General features: G+C 40.5%; 31 protein-coding genes. All 31 read left to right on the top strand.

All coding sequences use genetic code 11. The annotated features are described in order from the left end of the window. The first annotated feature begins 38 nt into the window (after nucleotides 1-38). The 31 genes from putP (at nucleotide 39) to rpsD (ending at nucleotide 16,928) form a co-directional block, all read left to right on the top strand. Nucleotides 39-1,610, top strand: coding sequence for a sodium/proline symporter PutP (putP, locus tag DXB39_RS09540; protein ID WP_117841520.1), 1,572 nt, complete (start codon nucleotides 39-41; stop codon nucleotides 1,608-1,610). A 410-nt stretch (nucleotides 1,611-2,020) separates the two neighbouring features. After that, complete coding sequence (rpsJ, locus tag DXB39_RS09535; protein WP_117698348.1) at nucleotides 2,021-2,332, top strand: 30S ribosomal protein S10; 312 nt, start codon at nucleotides 2,021-2,023, stop codon at nucleotides 2,330-2,332. Nucleotides 2,333-2,424: 92 nt separating this feature from the next. After that, nucleotides 2,425-3,108, top strand: coding sequence for a 50S ribosomal protein L3 (gene rplC / locus DXB39_RS09530; protein WP_022242791.1), 684 nt, complete (start codon nucleotides 2,425-2,427; stop codon nucleotides 3,106-3,108). 27 nt (nucleotides 3,109-3,135) lie between these two features. Next, nucleotides 3,136-3,756 (top strand): 50S ribosomal protein L4, encoded by a 621-nt coding sequence (gene rplD, locus DXB39_RS09525; RefSeq protein ID WP_022242790.1) that lies wholly within the window; start codon nucleotides 3,136-3,138, stop codon nucleotides 3,754-3,756. Continuing rightward, nucleotides 3,756-4,055 (top strand): 50S ribosomal protein L23, encoded by a 300-nt coding sequence (gene rplW, locus DXB39_RS09520; RefSeq protein ID WP_022242789.1) that lies wholly within the window; start codon nucleotides 3,756-3,758, stop codon nucleotides 4,053-4,055. Before rplD ends, rplW begins: the two co-directional genes overlap by 1 nt. Nucleotides 4,056-4,123: 68 nt before the next feature. Beyond that, nucleotides 4,124-4,966 (top strand): 50S ribosomal protein L2, encoded by an 843-nt coding sequence (gene rplB, locus DXB39_RS09515; protein WP_022242788.1) that lies wholly within the window; start codon nucleotides 4,124-4,126, stop codon nucleotides 4,964-4,966. Between the two features lie 18 nt (nucleotides 4,967-4,984). Continuing rightward, entirely contained in the window at nucleotides 4,985-5,266 is a 282-nt protein-coding gene (gene rpsS, locus DXB39_RS09510) for a 30S ribosomal protein S19 (protein ID WP_022242787.1), read from the top strand. Nucleotides 5,267-5,293: 27 nt separating this feature from the next. Continuing rightward, nucleotides 5,294-5,680, top strand: coding sequence for a 50S ribosomal protein L22 (rplV, locus tag DXB39_RS09505; protein WP_022242786.1), 387 nt, complete (start codon nucleotides 5,294-5,296; stop codon nucleotides 5,678-5,680). A gap of 10 nt (nucleotides 5,681-5,690) precedes the next feature. Further along, nucleotides 5,691-6,347 (top strand): 30S ribosomal protein S3, encoded by a 657-nt coding sequence (rpsC, locus tag DXB39_RS09500; protein ID WP_117698349.1) that lies wholly within the window; start codon nucleotides 5,691-5,693, stop codon nucleotides 6,345-6,347. After that, the gene (gene rplP, locus DXB39_RS09495) at nucleotides 6,347-6,784 is read left to right on the top strand and encodes a 50S ribosomal protein L16 (protein ID WP_022242784.1); all 438 of its coding nucleotides are present in this window, start codon (nucleotides 6,347-6,349) and stop codon (nucleotides 6,782-6,784) included. Before rpsC ends, rplP begins: the two co-directional genes overlap by 1 nt. Then, a complete protein-coding gene (gene rpmC / locus DXB39_RS09490) occupies nucleotides 6,774-6,983 on the top strand; it encodes a 50S ribosomal protein L29 (protein ID WP_022242783.1) in 210 nt (69 codons plus the stop codon). Before rplP ends, rpmC begins: the two co-directional genes overlap by 11 nt. Nucleotides 6,984-7,047: 64 nt before the next feature. After that, nucleotides 7,048-7,305, top strand: a complete 258-nt coding sequence (gene rpsQ, locus DXB39_RS09485) for a 30S ribosomal protein S17 (RefSeq protein WP_022242782.1) — start codon at nucleotides 7,048-7,050, stop codon at nucleotides 7,303-7,305. 18 nt (nucleotides 7,306-7,323) lie between these two features. Beyond that, entirely contained in the window at nucleotides 7,324-7,692 is a 369-nt protein-coding gene (gene rplN / locus DXB39_RS09480; protein WP_022242781.1) for a 50S ribosomal protein L14, read from the top strand. A gap of 13 nt (nucleotides 7,693-7,705) precedes the next feature. After that, nucleotides 7,706-8,017 carry a 50S ribosomal protein L24 gene (gene rplX, locus DXB39_RS09475; protein ID WP_022242780.1) on the top strand — a complete coding sequence of 104 codons (312 nt, stop codon included), beginning with the start codon at nucleotides 7,706-7,708 and terminating at the stop codon, nucleotides 8,015-8,017. Nucleotides 8,018-8,041: 24 nt separating this feature from the next. Further along, nucleotides 8,042-8,581 (top strand): 50S ribosomal protein L5, encoded by a 540-nt coding sequence (rplE, locus tag DXB39_RS09470; RefSeq protein WP_022242779.1) that lies wholly within the window; start codon nucleotides 8,042-8,044, stop codon nucleotides 8,579-8,581. Nucleotides 8,582-8,598: 17 nt separating this feature from the next. Then, nucleotides 8,599-8,784, top strand: a complete 186-nt coding sequence (locus DXB39_RS09465) for a type Z 30S ribosomal protein S14 (RefSeq protein WP_022242778.1) — start codon at nucleotides 8,599-8,601, stop codon at nucleotides 8,782-8,784. 115 nt (nucleotides 8,785-8,899) lie between these two features. Further along, nucleotides 8,900-9,304 (top strand): 30S ribosomal protein S8, encoded by a 405-nt coding sequence (gene rpsH / locus DXB39_RS09460; RefSeq protein WP_117698350.1) that lies wholly within the window; start codon nucleotides 8,900-8,902, stop codon nucleotides 9,302-9,304. Between the two features lie 190 nt (nucleotides 9,305-9,494). Further along, nucleotides 9,495-10,034, top strand: coding sequence for a 50S ribosomal protein L6 (gene rplF, locus DXB39_RS09455; RefSeq protein ID WP_022242776.1), 540 nt, complete (start codon nucleotides 9,495-9,497; stop codon nucleotides 10,032-10,034). Between the two features lie 18 nt (nucleotides 10,035-10,052). Then, nucleotides 10,053-10,421, top strand: coding sequence for a 50S ribosomal protein L18 (gene rplR / locus DXB39_RS09450; protein ID WP_117698351.1), 369 nt, complete (start codon nucleotides 10,053-10,055; stop codon nucleotides 10,419-10,421). Nucleotides 10,422-10,439: 18 nt separating this feature from the next. Next, nucleotides 10,440-10,949 carry a 30S ribosomal protein S5 gene (gene rpsE / locus DXB39_RS09445; RefSeq protein WP_022242774.1) on the top strand — a complete coding sequence of 170 codons (510 nt, stop codon included), beginning with the start codon at nucleotides 10,440-10,442 and terminating at the stop codon, nucleotides 10,947-10,949. Nucleotides 10,950-10,962: 13 nt separating this feature from the next. After that, nucleotides 10,963-11,142, top strand: coding sequence for a 50S ribosomal protein L30 (gene rpmD / locus DXB39_RS09440; RefSeq protein WP_022242773.1), 180 nt, complete (start codon nucleotides 10,963-10,965; stop codon nucleotides 11,140-11,142). A 25-nt stretch (nucleotides 11,143-11,167) separates the two neighbouring features. Further along, nucleotides 11,168-11,608: a 50S ribosomal protein L15 gene (gene rplO / locus DXB39_RS09435; protein ID WP_022242772.1), complete on the top strand. Its 441-nt coding sequence runs from the start codon at nucleotides 11,168-11,170 to the stop codon at nucleotides 11,606-11,608. Then, on the top strand, nucleotides 11,608-12,924 hold the full coding sequence (gene secY, locus DXB39_RS09430; RefSeq protein ID WP_117841521.1) for a preprotein translocase subunit SecY: 1,317 nt from the start codon (nucleotides 11,608-11,610) through the stop codon (nucleotides 12,922-12,924). Before rplO ends, secY begins: the two co-directional genes overlap by 1 nt. A gap of 117 nt (nucleotides 12,925-13,041) precedes the next feature. Next, nucleotides 13,042-13,686, top strand: coding sequence for an adenylate kinase (locus DXB39_RS09425; RefSeq protein ID WP_022242770.1), 645 nt, complete (start codon nucleotides 13,042-13,044; stop codon nucleotides 13,684-13,686). Between the two features lie 3 nt (nucleotides 13,687-13,689). Further along, a complete protein-coding gene (gene map / locus DXB39_RS09420) occupies nucleotides 13,690-14,472 on the top strand; it encodes a type I methionyl aminopeptidase (RefSeq protein WP_022242769.1) in 783 nt (260 codons plus the stop codon). Next, nucleotides 14,454-14,720 carry a KOW domain-containing RNA-binding protein gene (locus DXB39_RS09415; protein WP_117698353.1) on the top strand — a complete coding sequence of 89 codons (267 nt, stop codon included), beginning with the start codon at nucleotides 14,454-14,456 and terminating at the stop codon, nucleotides 14,718-14,720. The genes map and DXB39_RS09415 overlap by 19 nt, the downstream gene beginning before the upstream one ends. A gap of 19 nt (nucleotides 14,721-14,739) precedes the next feature. Further along, complete coding sequence (gene infA / locus DXB39_RS09410; protein ID WP_022242767.1) at nucleotides 14,740-14,958, top strand: translation initiation factor IF-1; 219 nt, start codon at nucleotides 14,740-14,742, stop codon at nucleotides 14,956-14,958. A 170-nt stretch (nucleotides 14,959-15,128) separates the two neighbouring features. Next, nucleotides 15,129-15,242 carry a 50S ribosomal protein L36 gene (rpmJ, locus tag DXB39_RS09405; protein WP_003022746.1) on the top strand — a complete coding sequence of 38 codons (114 nt, stop codon included), beginning with the start codon at nucleotides 15,129-15,131 and terminating at the stop codon, nucleotides 15,240-15,242. 262 nt (nucleotides 15,243-15,504) lie between these two features. Continuing rightward, nucleotides 15,505-15,873 carry a 30S ribosomal protein S13 gene (gene rpsM, locus DXB39_RS09400; protein WP_022242766.1) on the top strand — a complete coding sequence of 123 codons (369 nt, stop codon included), beginning with the start codon at nucleotides 15,505-15,507 and terminating at the stop codon, nucleotides 15,871-15,873. A 50-nt stretch (nucleotides 15,874-15,923) separates the two neighbouring features. Beyond that, a complete protein-coding gene (rpsK, locus tag DXB39_RS09395; protein WP_022242765.1) occupies nucleotides 15,924-16,316 on the top strand; it encodes a 30S ribosomal protein S11 in 393 nt (130 codons plus the stop codon). A gap of 18 nt (nucleotides 16,317-16,334) precedes the next feature. Further along, nucleotides 16,335-16,928 carry a 30S ribosomal protein S4 gene (gene rpsD, locus DXB39_RS09390; RefSeq protein WP_022242764.1) on the top strand — a complete coding sequence of 198 codons (594 nt, stop codon included), beginning with the start codon at nucleotides 16,335-16,337 and terminating at the stop codon, nucleotides 16,926-16,928. The last annotated feature ends 42 nt before the right edge of the window (nucleotides 16,929-16,970 follow it).

Genomic DNA, 16,970 nt, shown 5'->3' with positions numbered 1-16,970 from the left:
TATTCTAAATATTAAGTAATTTAAGAGGAGGACATTTTATGTTTAACAGTAACGTGCTGTGGATTCTTGCAGCATTTGTGGTATATATGGGTGTGATGATTGCCATAGGTGCGAAATATATGAAAAGTACAAAGAATTCAGAAGATTATTTTCTTGGAGGAAGAGGCTTAAGCGGCTGGGTGGCAGCATTAAGTGCACAGGCATCTGATATGAGCGGATGGCTTCTGATGGGACTTCCGGGTGCGGTATATGCATTTGGAACCGGTCAGGCATGGATTGCTATTGGACTGTTTATTGGAACGGTCTGCAACTGGATATTTATTTCCGGAAGACTGCGCAGATATACCATCCGTGCCAATAACTCCCTGACTTTACCGGAGTATTTCCAGAATCGTTTCCATGATAAGAAGAATGTGTTGTTGTGTATTTCTTCTATAGTAATAGTCGTATTCTTCCTGGTATATACTGCATCTGCATTTGCAGCAGGCGGAAAATTGTTCCATGCAGTAACCGGTGTTGATTATACCGTAGCTTTAACCATCGGTGCAGTTGTTATTTTACTGTATACCTTCATGGGAGGTTTTATGGCAGTATGTGTAACAGACTTTATCCAGGGAATGCTGATGCTGGTTGCACTTCTTGCAGTGCCTCTGATGGCATATGCGGTGGTAAGTGGCAATGGCGGATTAAGAGAACTTTTAGATGCCAGCGGAGTAGCAGGAGGAAGCGATTCTTATATGAGCCTCTGGCAGAATGGTGGAGAGCCATATCGTGCCATCGATATTATTTCACAGCTCGCATGGGGATTGGGATATTGCGGAATGCCTCATATCCTGACCAGATTTATGGCGGTAAAGAGCCAGAAAGAATTAAATAAATCCAAAGGTATTGCAATTGTCTGGGTAGCATTATCCTTAACCTTTGCCTGCATCATCGGTGTGGTTGGAAGAGCGTACCTGTATCCGGAAGTGCTTGGAAGCGCTGGGGCAGATTCTGCGGAAAATGTATTCATTAATATGATTACACATTTGTTTACGAAGCAGTATGCATTGCCGTTTGTTGCAGGAATCTTCCTGTGCGGAATCCTTGCAGCAATTATGTCTACTGCAGATTCACAGCTTTTAGTAACCGCATCTTCCGTATCAGAAGATATATACAAAGGTGTAGTAAATAAAGAAGCAAGTGATAAAAAGGTTCTTATGGTCAGTCGTATTACCGTAGTGGTAGTTGCGATTATTGCTTATATCATTGCACTGAATCCGAACAACTCCATTATGGGACTGGTATCCAATGCATGGGCAGGCTTTGGCGCTGCATTTGGACCACTGGTAGTATTGTCACTATTCTGGAAGCGGACGAACAAACCGGGAGCAATTGCAGGAATTGTATCCGGTGGTGTGGCAGTTATCATCTGGGATTATATTCCTTTGATGAAAAACGCAGACGGCACCATGGTAACACTTGGAACCGGAACCGGAATCTATTCCCTTCTGGTAGGATTCTTCTTAAGTTTAATCTGTATCGTAATTGTGAGTCTTTGCACCAAAGCACCAAGCGAGGAAATGCAGAAAGAATTTGCAGATGTTGCTGACAAGAGCATAGAATTATAATAGAAAAGAAAAGCTGTTTATTTGCAATGGTAAAAGGATGCCGGCAAGTAAACAGCTTTTTATAATGAAAAAACAAGGCAGAAGTGAAAAATACCGTAAAAAAGATAGGAAATGGATTGTACACAAAAAAATACAATTTTTCTAAAAAAAGTATTGCAAAAGCGTAACCTGTCGTGTATACTAATCCTTGCTGTGACATTGATAGCGTAGAAGCGTGAGGTTGCTGCCCACTGTGGCAGGTTTTCCGTGGAGCGAATGTCAAGTTAGGAAACTGGCGACAAGTCACTGTATCACGAATATGGTCTACAGAGGTAGAAACAACGTGTGTAAAGCTTATGACACACACGGAGAAGTGTACAGTCACCGCTTGTCGTACTGAATTAAAGTGCGAAAAGGAGGCGACTTTTTTTATGGCAAGTCAAGTAATGAGAATCACATTGAAAGCTTATGATCACGAATTAGTAGATTCATCAGCAAAAAAAATCATCGAGACTGTAAAGAAAAACGGATCACAGGTGAGCGGACCGGTGCCGCTGCCAACTAAGAAAGAGGTAGTTACCATTCTTAGAGCAGTACACAAGTACAAAGATTCCAGAGAACAGTTCGAGCAGAGAACTCATAAGAGACTGATTGATATCATTGCTCCGACACAGAAAACAGTTGATGCATTATCAAGATTAGAAATGCCGGCTGGTGTCTACATCGATATCAAAATGAAATAAAGTCAAAACAAGTAGTAAATCCTGAGGGGCCGCAAGGCTTTCTAGGATGAACGGGAAACCGTTCCGCTGTAGAAAAAACAGGAGGAAAGATAATGAAGAAAGCAATTTTAGCAACAAAAGTCGGAATGACTCAAATCTTCAATGCAGACGGCGTATTAGTGCCGGTAACTGTATTACAGGCTGGTCCTTGTGTAGTAACACAGATTAAAACTGTTGAAAACGACGGATACAGTGCAGTACAGGTTGGTTTTGTTGACAAGAAAGAAAAAGTTGTAAACAAAGATGCCAACGGTAAGAAAGAAATCAGAAACAGACATGGCGTAAACAAAGCTGAAATGGGACATTTCAAAAAAGCTGGTGTGTCTGGAAAGAGATTTGTAAGAGAGTTCAAGCTTGAAAATGCAGCTGATTATAATCTTGCAGATGAAATCAAAGCAGATATCTTTGCAGAAGGCGATCATGTAGACGCAACTGCAATTTCTAAAGGTAAAGGATTCCAGGGCGCTATTAAGAGACTTGGTCAGCATAGAGGACCTATGGCTCACGGTTCTAAATTCCATCGTCATCAGGGTTCCAATGGTTCCTGTTCTACACCTAGCCGTGTATTCAAGGGCAAAGGAATGCCGGGACATATGGGAAGCGTTAAGATTACAACTCAGAACCTTGAAGTTGTAAGAGTAGACGCAGAGAACAACCTGCTTTTAATCAAAGGTGCTGTTCCAGGACCTAAGAAAGCTTTAGTAACAATCAAAGAATCAGTAAAAGCAGCAAAATAGTGCATTTAAGAAAGGAGGAACACACAGATGGCTAAAGTATCTGTTTATAATATGGAAGGCAAAGAAGTTGGCAATATGGACTTAAACGATGCTGTATTCGGTGTAGAAATTAACGAACATCTGGTACACATGGCAGTAGTTCAGCAGTTAGCTAACAATCGTCAGGGAACTCAGAAAGCTAAGACACGTTCTGAAGTATCCGGTGGCGGAAGAAAACCTTGGAGACAGAAAGGAACTGGTCATGCAAGACAGGGTTCAACAAGATCTCCACAGTGGACTGGCGGTGGTACAGTATTCGCTCCAGTACCAAGAGACTATTCTTTCAAATTAAACAAGAAAGAAAAGAGAGCAGCTTTAAAATCTGTTTTAACATCTAAAGTTCAGGAAAATAAATTCATCGTTGTTGATGAACTGAAATTAGACGAAATCAAAACAAAGAAATTCGCAGAGGTTATGAACAATCTGAAAGCAGACAAAGCATTAGTTATTTTAGGCGATATGGATACAAACGTAATCAAATCCGCTGCAAACATTGCAACTGTTAAGACAACACAGACCAGCGAAATGAACGTATTTGATGTATTGAAATATGACACAGTAGTAGCAACAAAGGCTGCTGTTGAAAAAATCGAGGAGGTGTATGCATAATGGCAAACGTACAGTATTATGATGTAATCCTCAAACCAGTAGTAACTGAGAAGAGTATGGCAGCTATGGGAGAAAAGAAATATACTTTCTTAGTACATCCGGAAGCTAACAAAACCATGATCAAAGAAGCAGTTGAGAAAATGTTCGAAGGCGCTAAGGTTGCCAAGGTTAACACAATGAACCAGGAGGGCAAGAACAAAAGACGTGGTGCTGTAGTTGGAAAAACTGCGAAAACAAAGAAAGCTATCGTTCAGTTAACAGAAGATAGTGCAGATATCGAGATTTTCTCCGGACTGTAAAATTCGGGAAACTCAACTAGGCACAGAAAAGTGCGATAATAAACTTATTTATTGAAAGGAGAAAAACAATGGGAATTAAGACATATAACCCATATACACCTTCCAGAAGAAATATGACTGGATCTGATTTCTCTGAAATCACAAAGAAGACTCCTGAGAAATCCCTTACAACTTCTTTAAAGAAGAACTCCGGTCGTAACAATCAGGGTAAAATTACAGTAAGACACCAGGGTGGTGGAAACAGAAGAAAATACAGAATCATCGACTTCAAGAGAAGAAAAGATGGTATCCCGGCAACTGTAATCGGAATCGAGTACGATCCAAACAGAACAGCTAACATCGCTTTAATCAGTTATGCAGATGGCGAGAAAGCATATATCCTTGCTCCAGAAGGATTAACAGACGGAATGACTGTTATGAACGGAGCAGAAGCAGAAGTAAGAGTTGGAAACTGCTTACCACTGGAGAACATCCCGGTAGGTACCCAGGTACACAACATTGAGTTATACGCTGGCAAGGGCGGACAGTTAGTACGTTCTGCAGGTAACAGCGCACAGTTGATGGCTAAAGAAGGAAAATACGCAACACTTCGTCTTCCTTCAGGAGAAATGAGAATGGTTCCTCTGAACTGCCGTGCATCCATTGGTGTAATCGGTAACGGTGACCACAACCTTGTAAATATCGGTAAAGCAGGACGTAAACGTCACATGGGTATCCGCCCGACAGTCCGCGGTTCTGTTATGAACCCGAATGACCATCCACATGGTGGTGGAGAAGGTAAGGCACCAGTTGGACGTCCAGGTCCATGTACACCTTGGGGCAAACCTGCTCTTGGACTTAAGACACGTAAGAAGAAAAAAGCTTCTAACAAGTTAATCGTAAGAAGAAGAGACGGCAGAGCTATTAAATAGTAGATAGGAGGAAATAAAATGGCAAGATCACTTAAAAAAGGACCATTTGCAGACGAAAGCTTACTGAAAAAAGTAGATGCTATGAACGCAGCAAATGATAAATCAGTTATCAAGACATGGTCACGTCGTTCCACAATTTTCCCATCCTTCGTTGGACATACAATTGCTGTTCATGACGGAAGAAAACATGTTCCTGTATATGTCACAGAGGATATGGTTGGACACAAACTCGGTGAGTTCGTAGCAACAAGAACTTACAGAGGCCATGGAAAAGACGAGAAGAAATCAGGCGTTAGATAAATAGAATTTTGAAAGGAGGTTTCACTCATGGCAAAAGGACATAGAAGTCAGATTAAGAGAGAAAGAAATGCAGTAAAAGATACTAGACCTTCCGCAAAGTTGTCTTATGCAAGAATGTCAGTTCAGAAAGCTTGTTTCGTATTAGATGCTATCCGCGGTAAAGATGTTGAGACAGCACTTGCGATTGTAACTTACAATCCAAGATACGCATCAAGCGTAATAGAGAAGTTATTAAAATCTGCTATTGCAAATGCAGAGAACAATAACGGAATGAGCACAGAAAACCTTTATGTTGAGGAGTGCTACGCAAACAAAGGACCAACAATGAAGAGAATCAGACCAAGAGCACAGGGTAGAGCTTACAGAATCGAGAAGAGAACAAGCCACTTAACAATTGTGCTGAATGAAAGATAGGAGGGCAAACATGGGACAGAAGGTTAATCCTCATGGCTTAAGAGTCGGCGTTATCAAAGACTGGGATTCCAAATGGTACGCAGAATCTGATTTTGCTGATTTCTTAGTAGAAGACTATAACATCAGAACATTTCTGAAAAAGAAATTATATGCTGCAGGTGTTTCTAAGATTGAAATCGAAAGAGCATCCGACAGAGTAAAGGTTATCCTTTACACAGCTAAGCCAGGCGTTGTAATCGGTAAAGGCGGAGCTGAAATCGAGAAAGTAAAAGCTGAATTACAGAAATTTACAGACAAGAAACTTGTTGTAGATATCAAAGAAGTAAAGAGACCAGACAAAGATGCTCAGTTAGTAGCTGAGAACATTGCACTTCAGTTAGAGAACCGTGTTTCCTTCCGTAGAGCAATGAAATCCTGCATGGGAAGATGTATGAAAGCTGGAGCAAAGGGTATTAAGGCATCCGTATCCGGACGTCTTGGCGGAGCTGATATGGCTCGTACCGAGTTCTATTCAGAAGGAACTATTCCACTTCAGACATTAAGAGCAGATATCGAGTATGGATTTGCTGAAGCAGACACCACATACGGTAAAGTCGGTGTTAAAGTTTGGATTTATAAAGGAGAAGTACTTCCTACAAAAGGAAATAAGGAAGGAGGAGTTCAGTAATGTTAATGCCTAAGAGAGTAAAACATCGTAAACAGTTCCGTGGTTCTATGGCCGGAAAAGCGATGAGAGGAAATAAAATTACAAATGGTTCCTACGGTATCGTAGCGCTTGAACCATGCTGGATTCGTTCCAATCAGATTGAGGCAGCCCGTATTGCTATGACAAGATATATCAAGCGTGGTGGCCGTGTCTGGATTAAAATTTTCCCAGACAAACCAGTAACTGCAAAACCAGCAGAAACCCGTATGGGTTCCGGAAAAGGAACTTTAGAGTACTGGGTAGCTGTAGTAAAACCAGGACGTGTATTATTTGAAATCTCTGATGTATCTGATGAGGTTGCAAAAGAGGCATTACGTCTTGCTACACACAAATTACCTTGTAAATGCAAAGTGGTTTCTCGTGCAGACTTAGAAGGCGGTGAATCAAATGAAAACTAGTAAATATTTAGAAGAATTAAACACACAGTCCGCTGCTGATTTAAAAATGCAGTTGGTTGAAGCTAAAAAAGAACTTTTCAATTTGAGATTCCAGAACGCAACAAATCAGCTGGATAACACGAGCAGAATCAAAGAAGTTAGAAAGAATATTGCCAGAATCCAGACCGTTATTACTCAGAAAGAAAAAGTTGCTGAATAATTTCAAAAGAATCATACCTGCTTAAGCAGGCAAACAGGCAATCATAAATGAAAGGAGATTCGTCGTGGAAGAAAGAAATCTTAGAAAAACACGTGTAGGCGTTGTTGTAAGTGATAAAATGGATAAGACCATTGTTGTTGCTGTTAAAGATAACGTAAGACATGCATTATATAACAAGATCGTAAAGAAGACATACAAATTAAAAGCTCATGATGAGAACAACGAGTGTAAAATCGGTGATACCGTCAGAGTAATGGAAACAAGACCACTCTCTAAAGATAAGAGATGGAGACTTGTAGAGATTATGGAAAGAGCAAAATAATAGAAGGAGGCTACCGGCATGGTACAACAGGAAACCAGACTTAAGGTTGCTGATAACACTGGAGCAAAAGAATTGCTGTGCATCCGTGTTATGGGCGGTTCAACCAGAAGATATGCAAATATTGGTGATGTAATTACAGCTACTGTTAAAGATGCAACACCAGGCGGCGTTGTTAAAAAAGGTGACGTTGTAAAGGCAGTCGTTGTTCGTACAGTAAAAGGTGCTCGTCGTAAAGATGGCTCTTATATCAAATTCGATGAAAACGCTGCAGTTATTATCAAAGATGATAAAACCCCAAGAGGAACTCGTATTTTTGGACCAGTAGCAAGAGAGCTTCGTGAAAAACAGTTTATGAAAATTGTTTCTCTGGCTCCGGAAGTATTGTAGGAGGTACCCGAAAATGGCAAGCTTGAAAATTAAAAAAGGTGATACTGTAAAGGTAATCGCTGGAAAAGACAAAGACAAAGAAGGCAAAGTAATTGCTGTAAATAAGAAAAACAATACTTTACTTGTTGAAGGTATCAATATGGTAACAAAACATGCAAAACCAAGCATGGCTAACCAGCAGGGTGGAATCATCCATCAGGAAGGACCTATTGATGCTTCTAACGTAATGTATCTTCACAAAGGAAAAGCTACCCGTGTAGGTTTCAAAATGGATGGAGATAAGAAAGTACGTTATGCAAAATCTACAGGTGATGTAATCGATTAATCGTAAGAGAGGAGGAGCAGCAAGTTGAGTAGACTTAAAGATCAGTACCAGAACGAGATCATTGATGCAATGACCAAAAAGTTCGGCTATAAAAACATTATGGAAGTACCAAAGCTTTCTAAGATTGTTATCAACATGGGTGTTGGTGAAGCAAAAGAAAACGCTAAAATCTTAGAGTCAGCTATGAAAGATATGGAAACAATTTCCGGTCAGAAACCAGTTACTACAAAGGCAAAGAATTCCATCGCTAACTTCAAGTTAAGAGAAGGAATGCCGATCGGATGTAAAGTTACTTTAAGAGGCGAGAAGATGTATGAGTTCGTAGACCGTCTGGTAAACTTAGCTTTACCACGAGTACGTGACTTCAGAGGAGTTAATCCGAACGCTTTCGACGGTAGAGGTAACTACGCTCTTGGTATCAAAGAGCAGATTATTTTCCCTGAAATTGAATTCGATAAGGTTGATAAAGTAAGAGGAATGGATATTATTTTCGTAACAACTGCAAAGACAGACGAAGAAGCACGCGAATTATTGACATTATTCAATATGCCATTCGCTAAATAAGACAGGAGGGAATTTAAATGGCAAAGACTTCTATGAAAGTAAAACAGCAGCGTAAACAGAAATTCTCTTCTAGAGAATACAATCGTTGCAGAATCTGTGGTCGTCCACATGCATATTTAAGAAAATATGGAATCTGTAGAGTTTGCTTCCGTGAACTGGCTTACAAAGGTCAGATTCCGGGCGTAAAGAAAGCAAGCTGGTAGGCTGTAAAGCCATTCTCTTAAGATGAGTGAGACCGAAGCCCTTGTGGCGTAGGTCGAACTTGACAGAGAACATCTACAACAAAGAAAGAGAAGAATAATAGGAGGCAGACACATCATGACAATGACAAGTGATCCAATTGCAGATATGCTTACAAGAATCCGTAATGCAAACACTGCAAAACATGATACAGTTGATATCCCGGCTTCTAAAATCAAAGTGGCAATCGCAGACATTTTAGTAAGAGAAGGATACATTGCAAAATATGACATCATTGAAGATGGAATCTTTAAGACCATTCGTGTAACCTTAAAATATGGTGCAGATAAGAATGAAAAGATTATTACCGGACTGAAGAGAATTTCTAAACCAGGACTTCGTGTATACGCTGGTAAAGATAATCTTCCTAAGGTACTTGGTGGACTTGGAATCGCAATTCTTTCCACAAACCAGGGAATCATCACTGACAAAGAGGCTAGAAAGCTTCAGGTTGGTGGCGAAGTATTAGCATTTGTTTGGTAGGCATTGAACACTTGATGAAATCGAGCCGCAGGCGAAGATTGAGGCTAGTGTGAAAGCCGTTCTGTGAGATTACTGAGCGCAAGCCCTTTGGGGTGCAGCGCGAAGTTAGCGAGCAGAACTACCTTAAGAGTATATTCTTAAGGCATAGCGCAGGTAACAATAAACCACAAATTATACAGGAGGTACGGGCATGTCACGAATTGGAAGAATGCCAATCGCAATTCCAGCAGGTGTTACTGTGGAATTAGCAGAAAATAATCAGGTGACTGTAAAGGGTCCAAAAGGAACATTAAGCAGAGTATTACCATCCGAGATGGAAATCAAAGTAGAAGGTTCTGAAGTAACCGTTACAAGACCAAATGATTTGAAGAAAATGAAATCCTTACACGGATTAACAAGAACACTGATTCACAACATGGTTGTTGGTGTAACAGATGGATTTACCAAAGAACTTGAAGTAAATGGTGTAGGTTACAGAGCATCTAAAGCAGGAAAGAAACTTACATTAAACCTTGGATATTCTCATCCGGTAGAGATGGAAGATCCAGAAGGATTAGAGTCTACAGTAGATGGTAACAAGATTATCATCAAAGGTATCGATAAAGAAAAAGTTGGCCAGTACGCAGCTGAAATCAGAGATAAGAGAAGACCTGAACCTTATAAAGGAAAAGGTATCAAATATGCTGATGAAGTTATTAGACGTAAAGTTGGTAAAACTGGTAAGAAATAATTAAAGGAGTGACGAGAGATGGTTAATAAAGAATCAAGAACAGCAGCTCGTGAAAATAAACATAGAAGACTGCGTAATCGCCTGGCTGGAACAGCAGAGAGACCACGTTTAGCTGTGTTTAGAAGTAATAATCATATGTACGCTCAGATTATTGACGATACAGTTGGCAATACCCTCGTAGCAGCATCTACAATGGATAAGGATGTAAAAGCAGCTTGCGAGAAGACTAATAACGTTGATGCAGCAGCACAGGTTGGTACTGCAATTGCAAAGAAAGCATTAGAAAAAGGTATTACAACAGTTGTCTTTGATAGAGGCGGTTTCATATATTCCGGAAAAGTAAAAGCATTAGCTGACGCAGCAAGAGAAGCTGGATTAGAATTCTAATAAGGAGGAAAACAGTACATGAAACGTACAATTATTGATGCTAGTCAATTAGAATTAACAGAAAAAGTGGTATCAATCAAGCGCGTTACGAAAGTTGTAAAAGGTGGACGTAACATGCGTTTCACAGCTCTTGTTGTTGTTGGTGACGGCAATGGTCATGTGGGCGCAGGACTTGGAAAAGCAACTGAAATTCCTGAAGCAATCCGCAAAGGAAAAGAAGATGCTATGAAAAAACTTATCACTGTAAAATTAGATGAGAACAATAGTATTACTCATGATATCAGCGGAAAACATACTGGTGCATCTGTTTTATTAAAGAGAGCTCCAGAAGGTACCGGTGTTATCGCAGGCGGTCCGGCTCGTAACGTATGTGAGCTGGCAGGAATCGAGAATATTCGTACAAAATCTCTTGGTTCCAACAATAAGCAGAACGTAGTACTTGCTACTATCGATGCTTTAAGCAAACTGAAATCCCCGGAAGAAGTTGCAAAACTTCGTGGATTATCTGTAGAAGAAGTAGTAGGTTAAGGAGGAATAAGAAATGGCAAATTTAAAAATTACACTCGTAAAATCTACTATCGGTGCAGTGCCAAAGAATAAAAAGACAGTAGAAGCATTAGGTCTTAAAAAAATTGGCGCATCAGTTGAACGTCCGGATAACAAAGCTGTTAGAGGAATGATTCAGCAGGTAAGACATTTAGTGAAAGTAGAAGAAATCTAATTATAGAGATAAGGAGGTGCCAGAAATGGATTTATCCAATTTACAGCCGGCATTAGGTTCTAAGCATAGTGATAATTTCAGAAGAGGCCGTGGTCACGGTTCAGGAAACGGTAAGACCGCTGGTAAAGGACACAAGGGACAGAAAGCTCGTTCCGGAGCTCCAAGACCAGGCTTTGAAGGTGGCCAGATGCCTTTATACAGAAGATTACCGAAGAGAGGTTTCAAATGTATTAATTCCAAGACTATCGTTGGAATCAATGTATCTGCTCTTGAAGTATTTGACAACGATGCAGTAGTATCTGTTGAAACTTTACTGGAAAAAGGTATCGTAAAGAATCCAAGAGATGGAGTTAAGATCCTTGGAAACGGCGAACTTACTAAGAAGCTCACAGTTCAGGCTAATGCATTCAGCGCAAGCGCAAAAGAAAAAATCGAGGCTCTTGGTGGAAAAGCTGAGGTGATCTAATGTTTGATACAGTTCGTAACGCATTTAAAGTAAAAGATATTAGAAATAGAATTTTATTTACCTTTTTTATGCTGATTATCATCCGAATCGGTTCACAGTTACCGATTCCGGGTGTTGACCGGAATGTGTTTGCAGACTGGTTTGCTAATCAGAGTAGTGATGCGTTTAACTTTTTCGATGCAGTAACAGGCGGTTCATTCTTACAGATGTCCGTCTTTGCATTGAATATCACACCATATATCACATCTTCCATCATCATGCAGCTGTTGACGATTGCAATTCCAAAACTGGAAGAGATGCAGCGTGACGGTGAAGAAGGAAGAAAGAAAATTGCAGAGATTACACGTTATGTGACTGTTGCTCTGGCTTTAATCGAAGCAATTGCAATGGCAATCGGATTCTCCAGAAGCGGTTATCTGACCGATAAAGGATGGCTTACGGTTCTTCAGGTAATTGTAACCTTGACAGCAGGTTCTGCAGTACTTATGTGGATTGGTGAGAGAATTACGGAAAAGGGTGTTGGAAACGGTATTTCTATCGTACTTGTAATCAACATTATTTCACGAATTCCTAGCGATTTTGGAACACTGTATGAGCAGTTTGTAAAAGGAAAGATTCCTGCAAAAGCAGTTCTTGCAGTAGTAATTATCGCAGCAATCATTTTAGTAACCGTTGTCTTTGTCGTTGTCCTTCAGGCAGCTCAGAGAAAGATTCCGGTACAATATTCGAAGAAAATTCAGGGAAGAAAACAGGTAGGCGGTCAGTCTACGCATATTCCTCTGAAAGTAAATACCGGTGGAGTTATCCCGGTTATCTTCGCACAGTCTTTAATGCAGTTCCCGGTTGTTATTGCGTCTCTCTTAGGAAAGGGCAATGGAACAGGAATTGGCAGTAAGATTTTAAAGGGATTATCCCAGTCTAACTGGTGCAACCCACAGGAGCCAATCTACAGCATTGGTTTGGCTGTATATCTTGTATTGATTATTGCATTTGCATACTTCTATACATCCATTACATTCAATCCGCTGGAGATTGCGAACAACATGAAGAGACAGGGTGGATTTATCCCGGGTATCAGACCTGGAAAACCAACCAGCGATTATCTGAATCGGATTTTAAATTACATTGTCTTTATCGGTGCGGCAGGCTTATCCATTGTTGCAGTTATTCCAATCGTCTTCAATGGAGTATTTAAAGCAAACGTATCTTTCGGTGGAACATCTATCATCATTATCGTAGGTGTTGTTATCGAGACAATTAAACAGATCGAATCCCAGATGTTAGTTCGTTACTATAAAGGATTTTTGAATGACTAATGTGTACCAGAAGGGGGTGCTGCAAATGCAGCGTCTCCTGTGGTGCACTAAAGTTGTTTATAGAAGAAAAAGCAGATTAGCTTGCAAAGAAGAAGGTAAACAGGAGGTTTTCTTTATATGAAAATTATTATGTTAGGAGCGCCGGGTGCTGGTAAAGGTACACAGGCAAAACAGATTGCAGATAAATATTCTATTCCACACATCTCAACAGGAGATATTTTCCGTGCAAATATCAAAAACGGAACAGAATTAGGCAAGAAAGCAAAACAGTATATGGACCAGGGAGCTTTAGTTCCGGATGAATTAACCTGTGATCTGGTAATGGACAGAATACAGCAGGATGACTGCAAGAACGGCTTCGTACTGGACGGTTTTCCAAGAACCATTCCTCAGGCAGAAGCATTGGATGCAGCACTTGGTAAAATAAACGAGAAGATGGACTATGCAATTGATGTAGATGTTCCAGACGAAAATATCGTAAATCGTATGAGTGGCAGAAGAGCCTGCTTAAATTGTGGAGCAACCTATCATCTTATTTCCATTCCACCAAAGGTAGAAGGAATCTGTGACCGTTGTGGCAGCGAAATCGTATTGCGTGAAGATGATAAGCCAGAGACAGTTCAGAAGAGATTAAAAGTATATCATGAGCAGACACAGCCATTGATTGATTATTATAAGAATCAGGGAATTTTAAAATCTGTAGACGGAACACAGCCGATGGATGAAGTATTCAAAGCCATCGTTACAATCTTAGGAGCGTAAATAATGTCGGTTACGATTAAATCAGCAGAAGAAATAGAGCTGATGCGTCAGGCAGGAAAGTATCTTGCTAAAGTACATCAGGAACTGGAACGTGCAATCAAACCTGGAATCAGCACATGGGAGATTGATAAAATCGGAGAAGAGACCATCCGCAGCCTTGGCTGCGAACCGAATTTTCTGAATTATCAGGGCTATCCGGCATCCGTCTGTGTATCGGTCAATGACGAAGTTGTTCATGGAATTCCAAGAAAAGACCATATTATTAAGGAAGGCGATATCGTAAGCCTTGATACCGGTCTTATCTATAAGGGATATCATTCCGATGCGGCAAGAACCCATGGAGTTGGTGAAATCAGTAAAGAGGCTGCTCTTTTAATAGAAAGAACCCGGGAAAGCTTTTTCCAGGGAATGCAGTATGCAAGAGCCGGAAGAAGGCTTTATGAAATCTCAGGAGCAATCGGAGATTATGCAGAAAGTTACGGCTACGGAGTTGTATATGATCTGGTAGGGCATGGCATTGGAACCCATCTTCATGAGGAACCGGAGATTCCGAATTTCCGTCAGTGGAGAAGAGGACTGAAGCTGAAGGCAGGAATGACATTGGCAGTTGAGCCGATGATAAATGCCGGAAGCCCGGATGTGGAATGGATGGATGATGAATGGACAGTAGTAACCTACGATGGTTCCTTATCTGCACATTATGAAAACACCATTTTGATTACAGAAGGAAGACCGGAAATCCTTACATTGACAGAGGAGGAAAGAGAATGTATCTGGCAAGAGTAAAGGCAGGTCACGACCGGAATCAGTACTATGTAGTGCAGTCACAGGATGAAAAATTCGTCTATCTTGTAAATGGAACCACAAGAACCTGTGACCGGCCGAGAAAGAAAAGCTACAAACATGTACAGCTTGTAAAAAAGCTTCCGCAGGAAGTCTTAGAAGCAGTAAATAACCCGGGGCTTACAGAAAATGCAAAAGCAGCAAAGCTGATTAAGGCTTATGAGCAATATATATTAACCAGAAAAGATTGATTTAGCAGGAGGAAAGAAAATGTCAAAGGCAGATGTAATTGAAGTAGAAGGAACAATTTTGGAAAAGCTTCCAAACGCAATGTTTCAGGTGCAGCTTGAGAATGGCCATCAGGTACTGGCGCATATCAGCGGCAAATTAAGAATGAATTTCATTCGTATCTTACCAGGTGATAAGGTTACGATTGAGATGTCTCCATATGATCTGACAAAGGGCAGAATTATCTGGAGAGATAAATAAGGAGAAAATTCGAGAAAAGTAGTTGATTTTTCGGATTCTCTATGCTAAAATGCTAAATGGACGCTTTTGTGAAAACAAGGGCATATTATGCTATTTAGCAGAAAGAAAAGAGAAATACCCATGGAAACAGGTTTTCCGGGGCGCAGGCAAGTAGAAAGGAGGATTATGCTGTGAAGGTAAGATCATCAGTTAAACCTATTTGCGAGAAGTGCAAAGTTATCAAAAGAAAGGGAAGCATCAGAATCATCTGTGAAAACCCTAAGCACAAACAGAGACAGGGTTAATTTCCACTTTGTTTGAAAAATTATGTGCGGCTGCAGCGCATGAGAATGTGCTGTTCATAATATAACGCGAACGCGCGTGGTCTGTTGCGCAGTCCTTACATACCGAGAGGATGCAGCAGATTGTGGCTGGGATTGCTAAGCAATCATTACTATAGGAAGAAAAAGGTGTATGCACACATTTCAGGGCGGGAAACCGCAGCTGCATGGGTCTTTGGAATTCCTTACTATTAACAAAGAAATCTATATGGAGGTGTAAACACACATGGCTCGTATTGCAGGTGTAGATTTACCAAGAGAAAAACGTGTTGAGATTGGTTTGACTTATATCTATGGAATCGGCAGAGTTAGTGCTGACCGTATCCTTGCTGAGGCAAACGTTAATCCTGATACCCGTTGCAGAGACTTAACTGACGACGAGGTAAAAAGAATTAGTGCAGTAATCGATGAGACTCAGGTTGTAGAAGGTGACTTAAGACGTCAGACAGCTCTTGATATCAAGAGATTACAGGAAATCGGATGCTATCGTGGAATCCGTCATAGAAAAGGACTTCCAGTTCGTGGTCAGAAAACAAAGACCAATGCAAGAACAAGAAAAGGTCCTAAGAGAACTGTTGCAAACAAGAAGAAATAATTCTTGGCAACTTTATAATTTTAAATTTAAGAAAGTAGGTTAGTTTAGATATGGCTAAAGTTACAAAAAAAGTGACAAAAAAGCGTGTAAGAAAAAACGTTGAACATGGACAGGCACATATTCAGGCATCCTTCAATAACACCATCGTTACATTAACAGATGCTGAAGGTAATGCATTATCATGGGCAAGTGCCGGTGGTCTTGGATTTAGAGGTTCAAAGAAATCTACTCCATATGCTGCACAGATGGCAGCAGAAACTGCTACAAAAGCAGCTCTTATACATGGATTAAAAACAGTTGATGTTATGGTTAAAGGACCAGGATCAGGAAGAGAAGCAGCAATCCGTGCCCTTCAGGCAGCCGGACTTGAAGTTCTTTCTATTCGTGACGTAACTCCAGTTCCTCATAATGGATGTCGTCCACCAAAACGTCGTAGAGTATAATTAGGAGGGATATCTAAAATGGCAGTAAATAAAGTTCCTGTTCTGAAAAGATGCAGATCTCTTGGTTTAGAGCCAAGTTATTTGGGATATGATAAAAAATCTAACAGAGAATTAAAGAGAGCGAACAAGAAGGTATCTGAGTATGGCCTTCAGCTTCGCGAAAAACAGAAAGCAAAATTCATTTACGGAGTATTAGAGAAACCATTCCGTAACTATTATGATAAAGCAGACCAGATGAAAGGTATGACAGGTACAAACCTGATGACTATCTTAGAGAGCCGTCTTGATAATGTTATCTTCCGTCTTGGATTTGCAAGAACCAGAAGAGAAGCAAGACAGATCGTTGACCACAAATTCGTTACAGTTAACGGAAAGTTAGTTAACATTCCTTCTTACCTGGTAAAAGCTGGCGATGTAATCGAAATCAAAGAGAGCCGTAAAAATTCCCAGAGAATGAAAGATGTCGTAGAAGTAGCTGGCGGCAGATTAGTTCCGGAATGGCTTGATGTTGATGCAGAGAAAATGCAGGGAACCGTAAAAGAGTTACCTTCCAGAGAAATGATTGATGTACCAGTAGACGAGATGCTTATCGTCGAGTTGTATTCTAAATAATCATAAACTAGCGGGCTGAAAGAAGAAACAAATTACCCGAAA

This window comes from Roseburia sp. OM03-7AC, from assembly GCF_003462625.1.
Taxonomy (GTDB): Bacteria; Bacillota; Clostridia; order Lachnospirales; family Lachnospiraceae; genus Roseburia_C; species Roseburia_C amylophila.
Note: the sequence above shows the minus strand (reverse complement) of the source record. Positions and strands in the feature narration are given on the sequence as shown.

Excerpts from the sequence above, each read along its gene's own strand:
- putP (WP_117841520.1), top strand. The coding sequence starts at position 39 with ATGTTTAACAGTAACGTGCTGTGGATTCTTGCAGCATTTGTGGTATAT.
- rpsJ (WP_117698348.1), top strand. The coding sequence starts at position 2,021 with ATGGCAAGTCAAGTAATGAGAATCACATTGAAAGCTTATGATCACGAA.
- rplC (WP_022242791.1), top strand. The coding sequence starts at position 2,425 with ATGAAGAAAGCAATTTTAGCAACAAAAGTCGGAATGACTCAAATCTTC.
- rplD (WP_022242790.1), top strand. The coding sequence starts at position 3,136 with ATGGCTAAAGTATCTGTTTATAATATGGAAGGCAAAGAAGTTGGCAAT.
- rplW (WP_022242789.1), top strand. The coding sequence starts at position 3,756 with ATGGCAAACGTACAGTATTATGATGTAATCCTCAAACCAGTAGTAACT.
- rplB (WP_022242788.1), top strand. The coding sequence starts at position 4,124 with ATGGGAATTAAGACATATAACCCATATACACCTTCCAGAAGAAATATG.
- rpsS (WP_022242787.1), top strand. The coding sequence starts at position 4,985 with ATGGCAAGATCACTTAAAAAAGGACCATTTGCAGACGAAAGCTTACTG.
- rplV (WP_022242786.1), top strand. The coding sequence starts at position 5,294 with ATGGCAAAAGGACATAGAAGTCAGATTAAGAGAGAAAGAAATGCAGTA.
- rpsC (WP_117698349.1), top strand. The coding sequence starts at position 5,691 with ATGGGACAGAAGGTTAATCCTCATGGCTTAAGAGTCGGCGTTATCAAA.
- rplP (WP_022242784.1), top strand. The coding sequence starts at position 6,347 with ATGTTAATGCCTAAGAGAGTAAAACATCGTAAACAGTTCCGTGGTTCT.
- rpmC (WP_022242783.1), top strand. The coding sequence starts at position 6,774 with ATGAAAACTAGTAAATATTTAGAAGAATTAAACACACAGTCCGCTGCT.
- rplN (WP_022242781.1), top strand. The coding sequence starts at position 7,324 with ATGGTACAACAGGAAACCAGACTTAAGGTTGCTGATAACACTGGAGCA.
- rplX (WP_022242780.1), top strand. The coding sequence starts at position 7,706 with ATGGCAAGCTTGAAAATTAAAAAAGGTGATACTGTAAAGGTAATCGCT.
- DXB39_RS09465 (WP_022242778.1), top strand. The coding sequence starts at position 8,599 with ATGGCAAAGACTTCTATGAAAGTAAAACAGCAGCGTAAACAGAAATTC.
- rpsH (WP_117698350.1), top strand. The coding sequence starts at position 8,900 with ATGACAATGACAAGTGATCCAATTGCAGATATGCTTACAAGAATCCGT.
- rplF (WP_022242776.1), top strand. The coding sequence starts at position 9,495 with ATGTCACGAATTGGAAGAATGCCAATCGCAATTCCAGCAGGTGTTACT.
- rplR (WP_117698351.1), top strand. The coding sequence starts at position 10,053 with ATGGTTAATAAAGAATCAAGAACAGCAGCTCGTGAAAATAAACATAGA.
- rpsE (WP_022242774.1), top strand. The coding sequence starts at position 10,440 with ATGAAACGTACAATTATTGATGCTAGTCAATTAGAATTAACAGAAAAA.
- rpmD (WP_022242773.1), top strand. The coding sequence starts at position 10,963 with ATGGCAAATTTAAAAATTACACTCGTAAAATCTACTATCGGTGCAGTG.
- rplO (WP_022242772.1), top strand. The coding sequence starts at position 11,168 with ATGGATTTATCCAATTTACAGCCGGCATTAGGTTCTAAGCATAGTGAT.
- secY (WP_117841521.1), top strand. The coding sequence starts at position 11,608 with ATGTTTGATACAGTTCGTAACGCATTTAAAGTAAAAGATATTAGAAAT.
- DXB39_RS09425 (WP_022242770.1), top strand. The coding sequence starts at position 13,042 with ATGAAAATTATTATGTTAGGAGCGCCGGGTGCTGGTAAAGGTACACAG.
- map (WP_022242769.1), top strand. The coding sequence starts at position 13,690 with ATGTCGGTTACGATTAAATCAGCAGAAGAAATAGAGCTGATGCGTCAG.
- DXB39_RS09415 (WP_117698353.1), top strand. The coding sequence starts at position 14,454 with ATGTATCTGGCAAGAGTAAAGGCAGGTCACGACCGGAATCAGTACTAT.
- infA (WP_022242767.1), top strand. The coding sequence starts at position 14,740 with ATGTCAAAGGCAGATGTAATTGAAGTAGAAGGAACAATTTTGGAAAAG.
- rpsM (WP_022242766.1), top strand. The coding sequence starts at position 15,505 with ATGGCTCGTATTGCAGGTGTAGATTTACCAAGAGAAAAACGTGTTGAG.
- rpsK (WP_022242765.1), top strand. The coding sequence starts at position 15,924 with ATGGCTAAAGTTACAAAAAAAGTGACAAAAAAGCGTGTAAGAAAAAAC.
- rpsD (WP_022242764.1), top strand. The coding sequence starts at position 16,335 with ATGGCAGTAAATAAAGTTCCTGTTCTGAAAAGATGCAGATCTCTTGGT.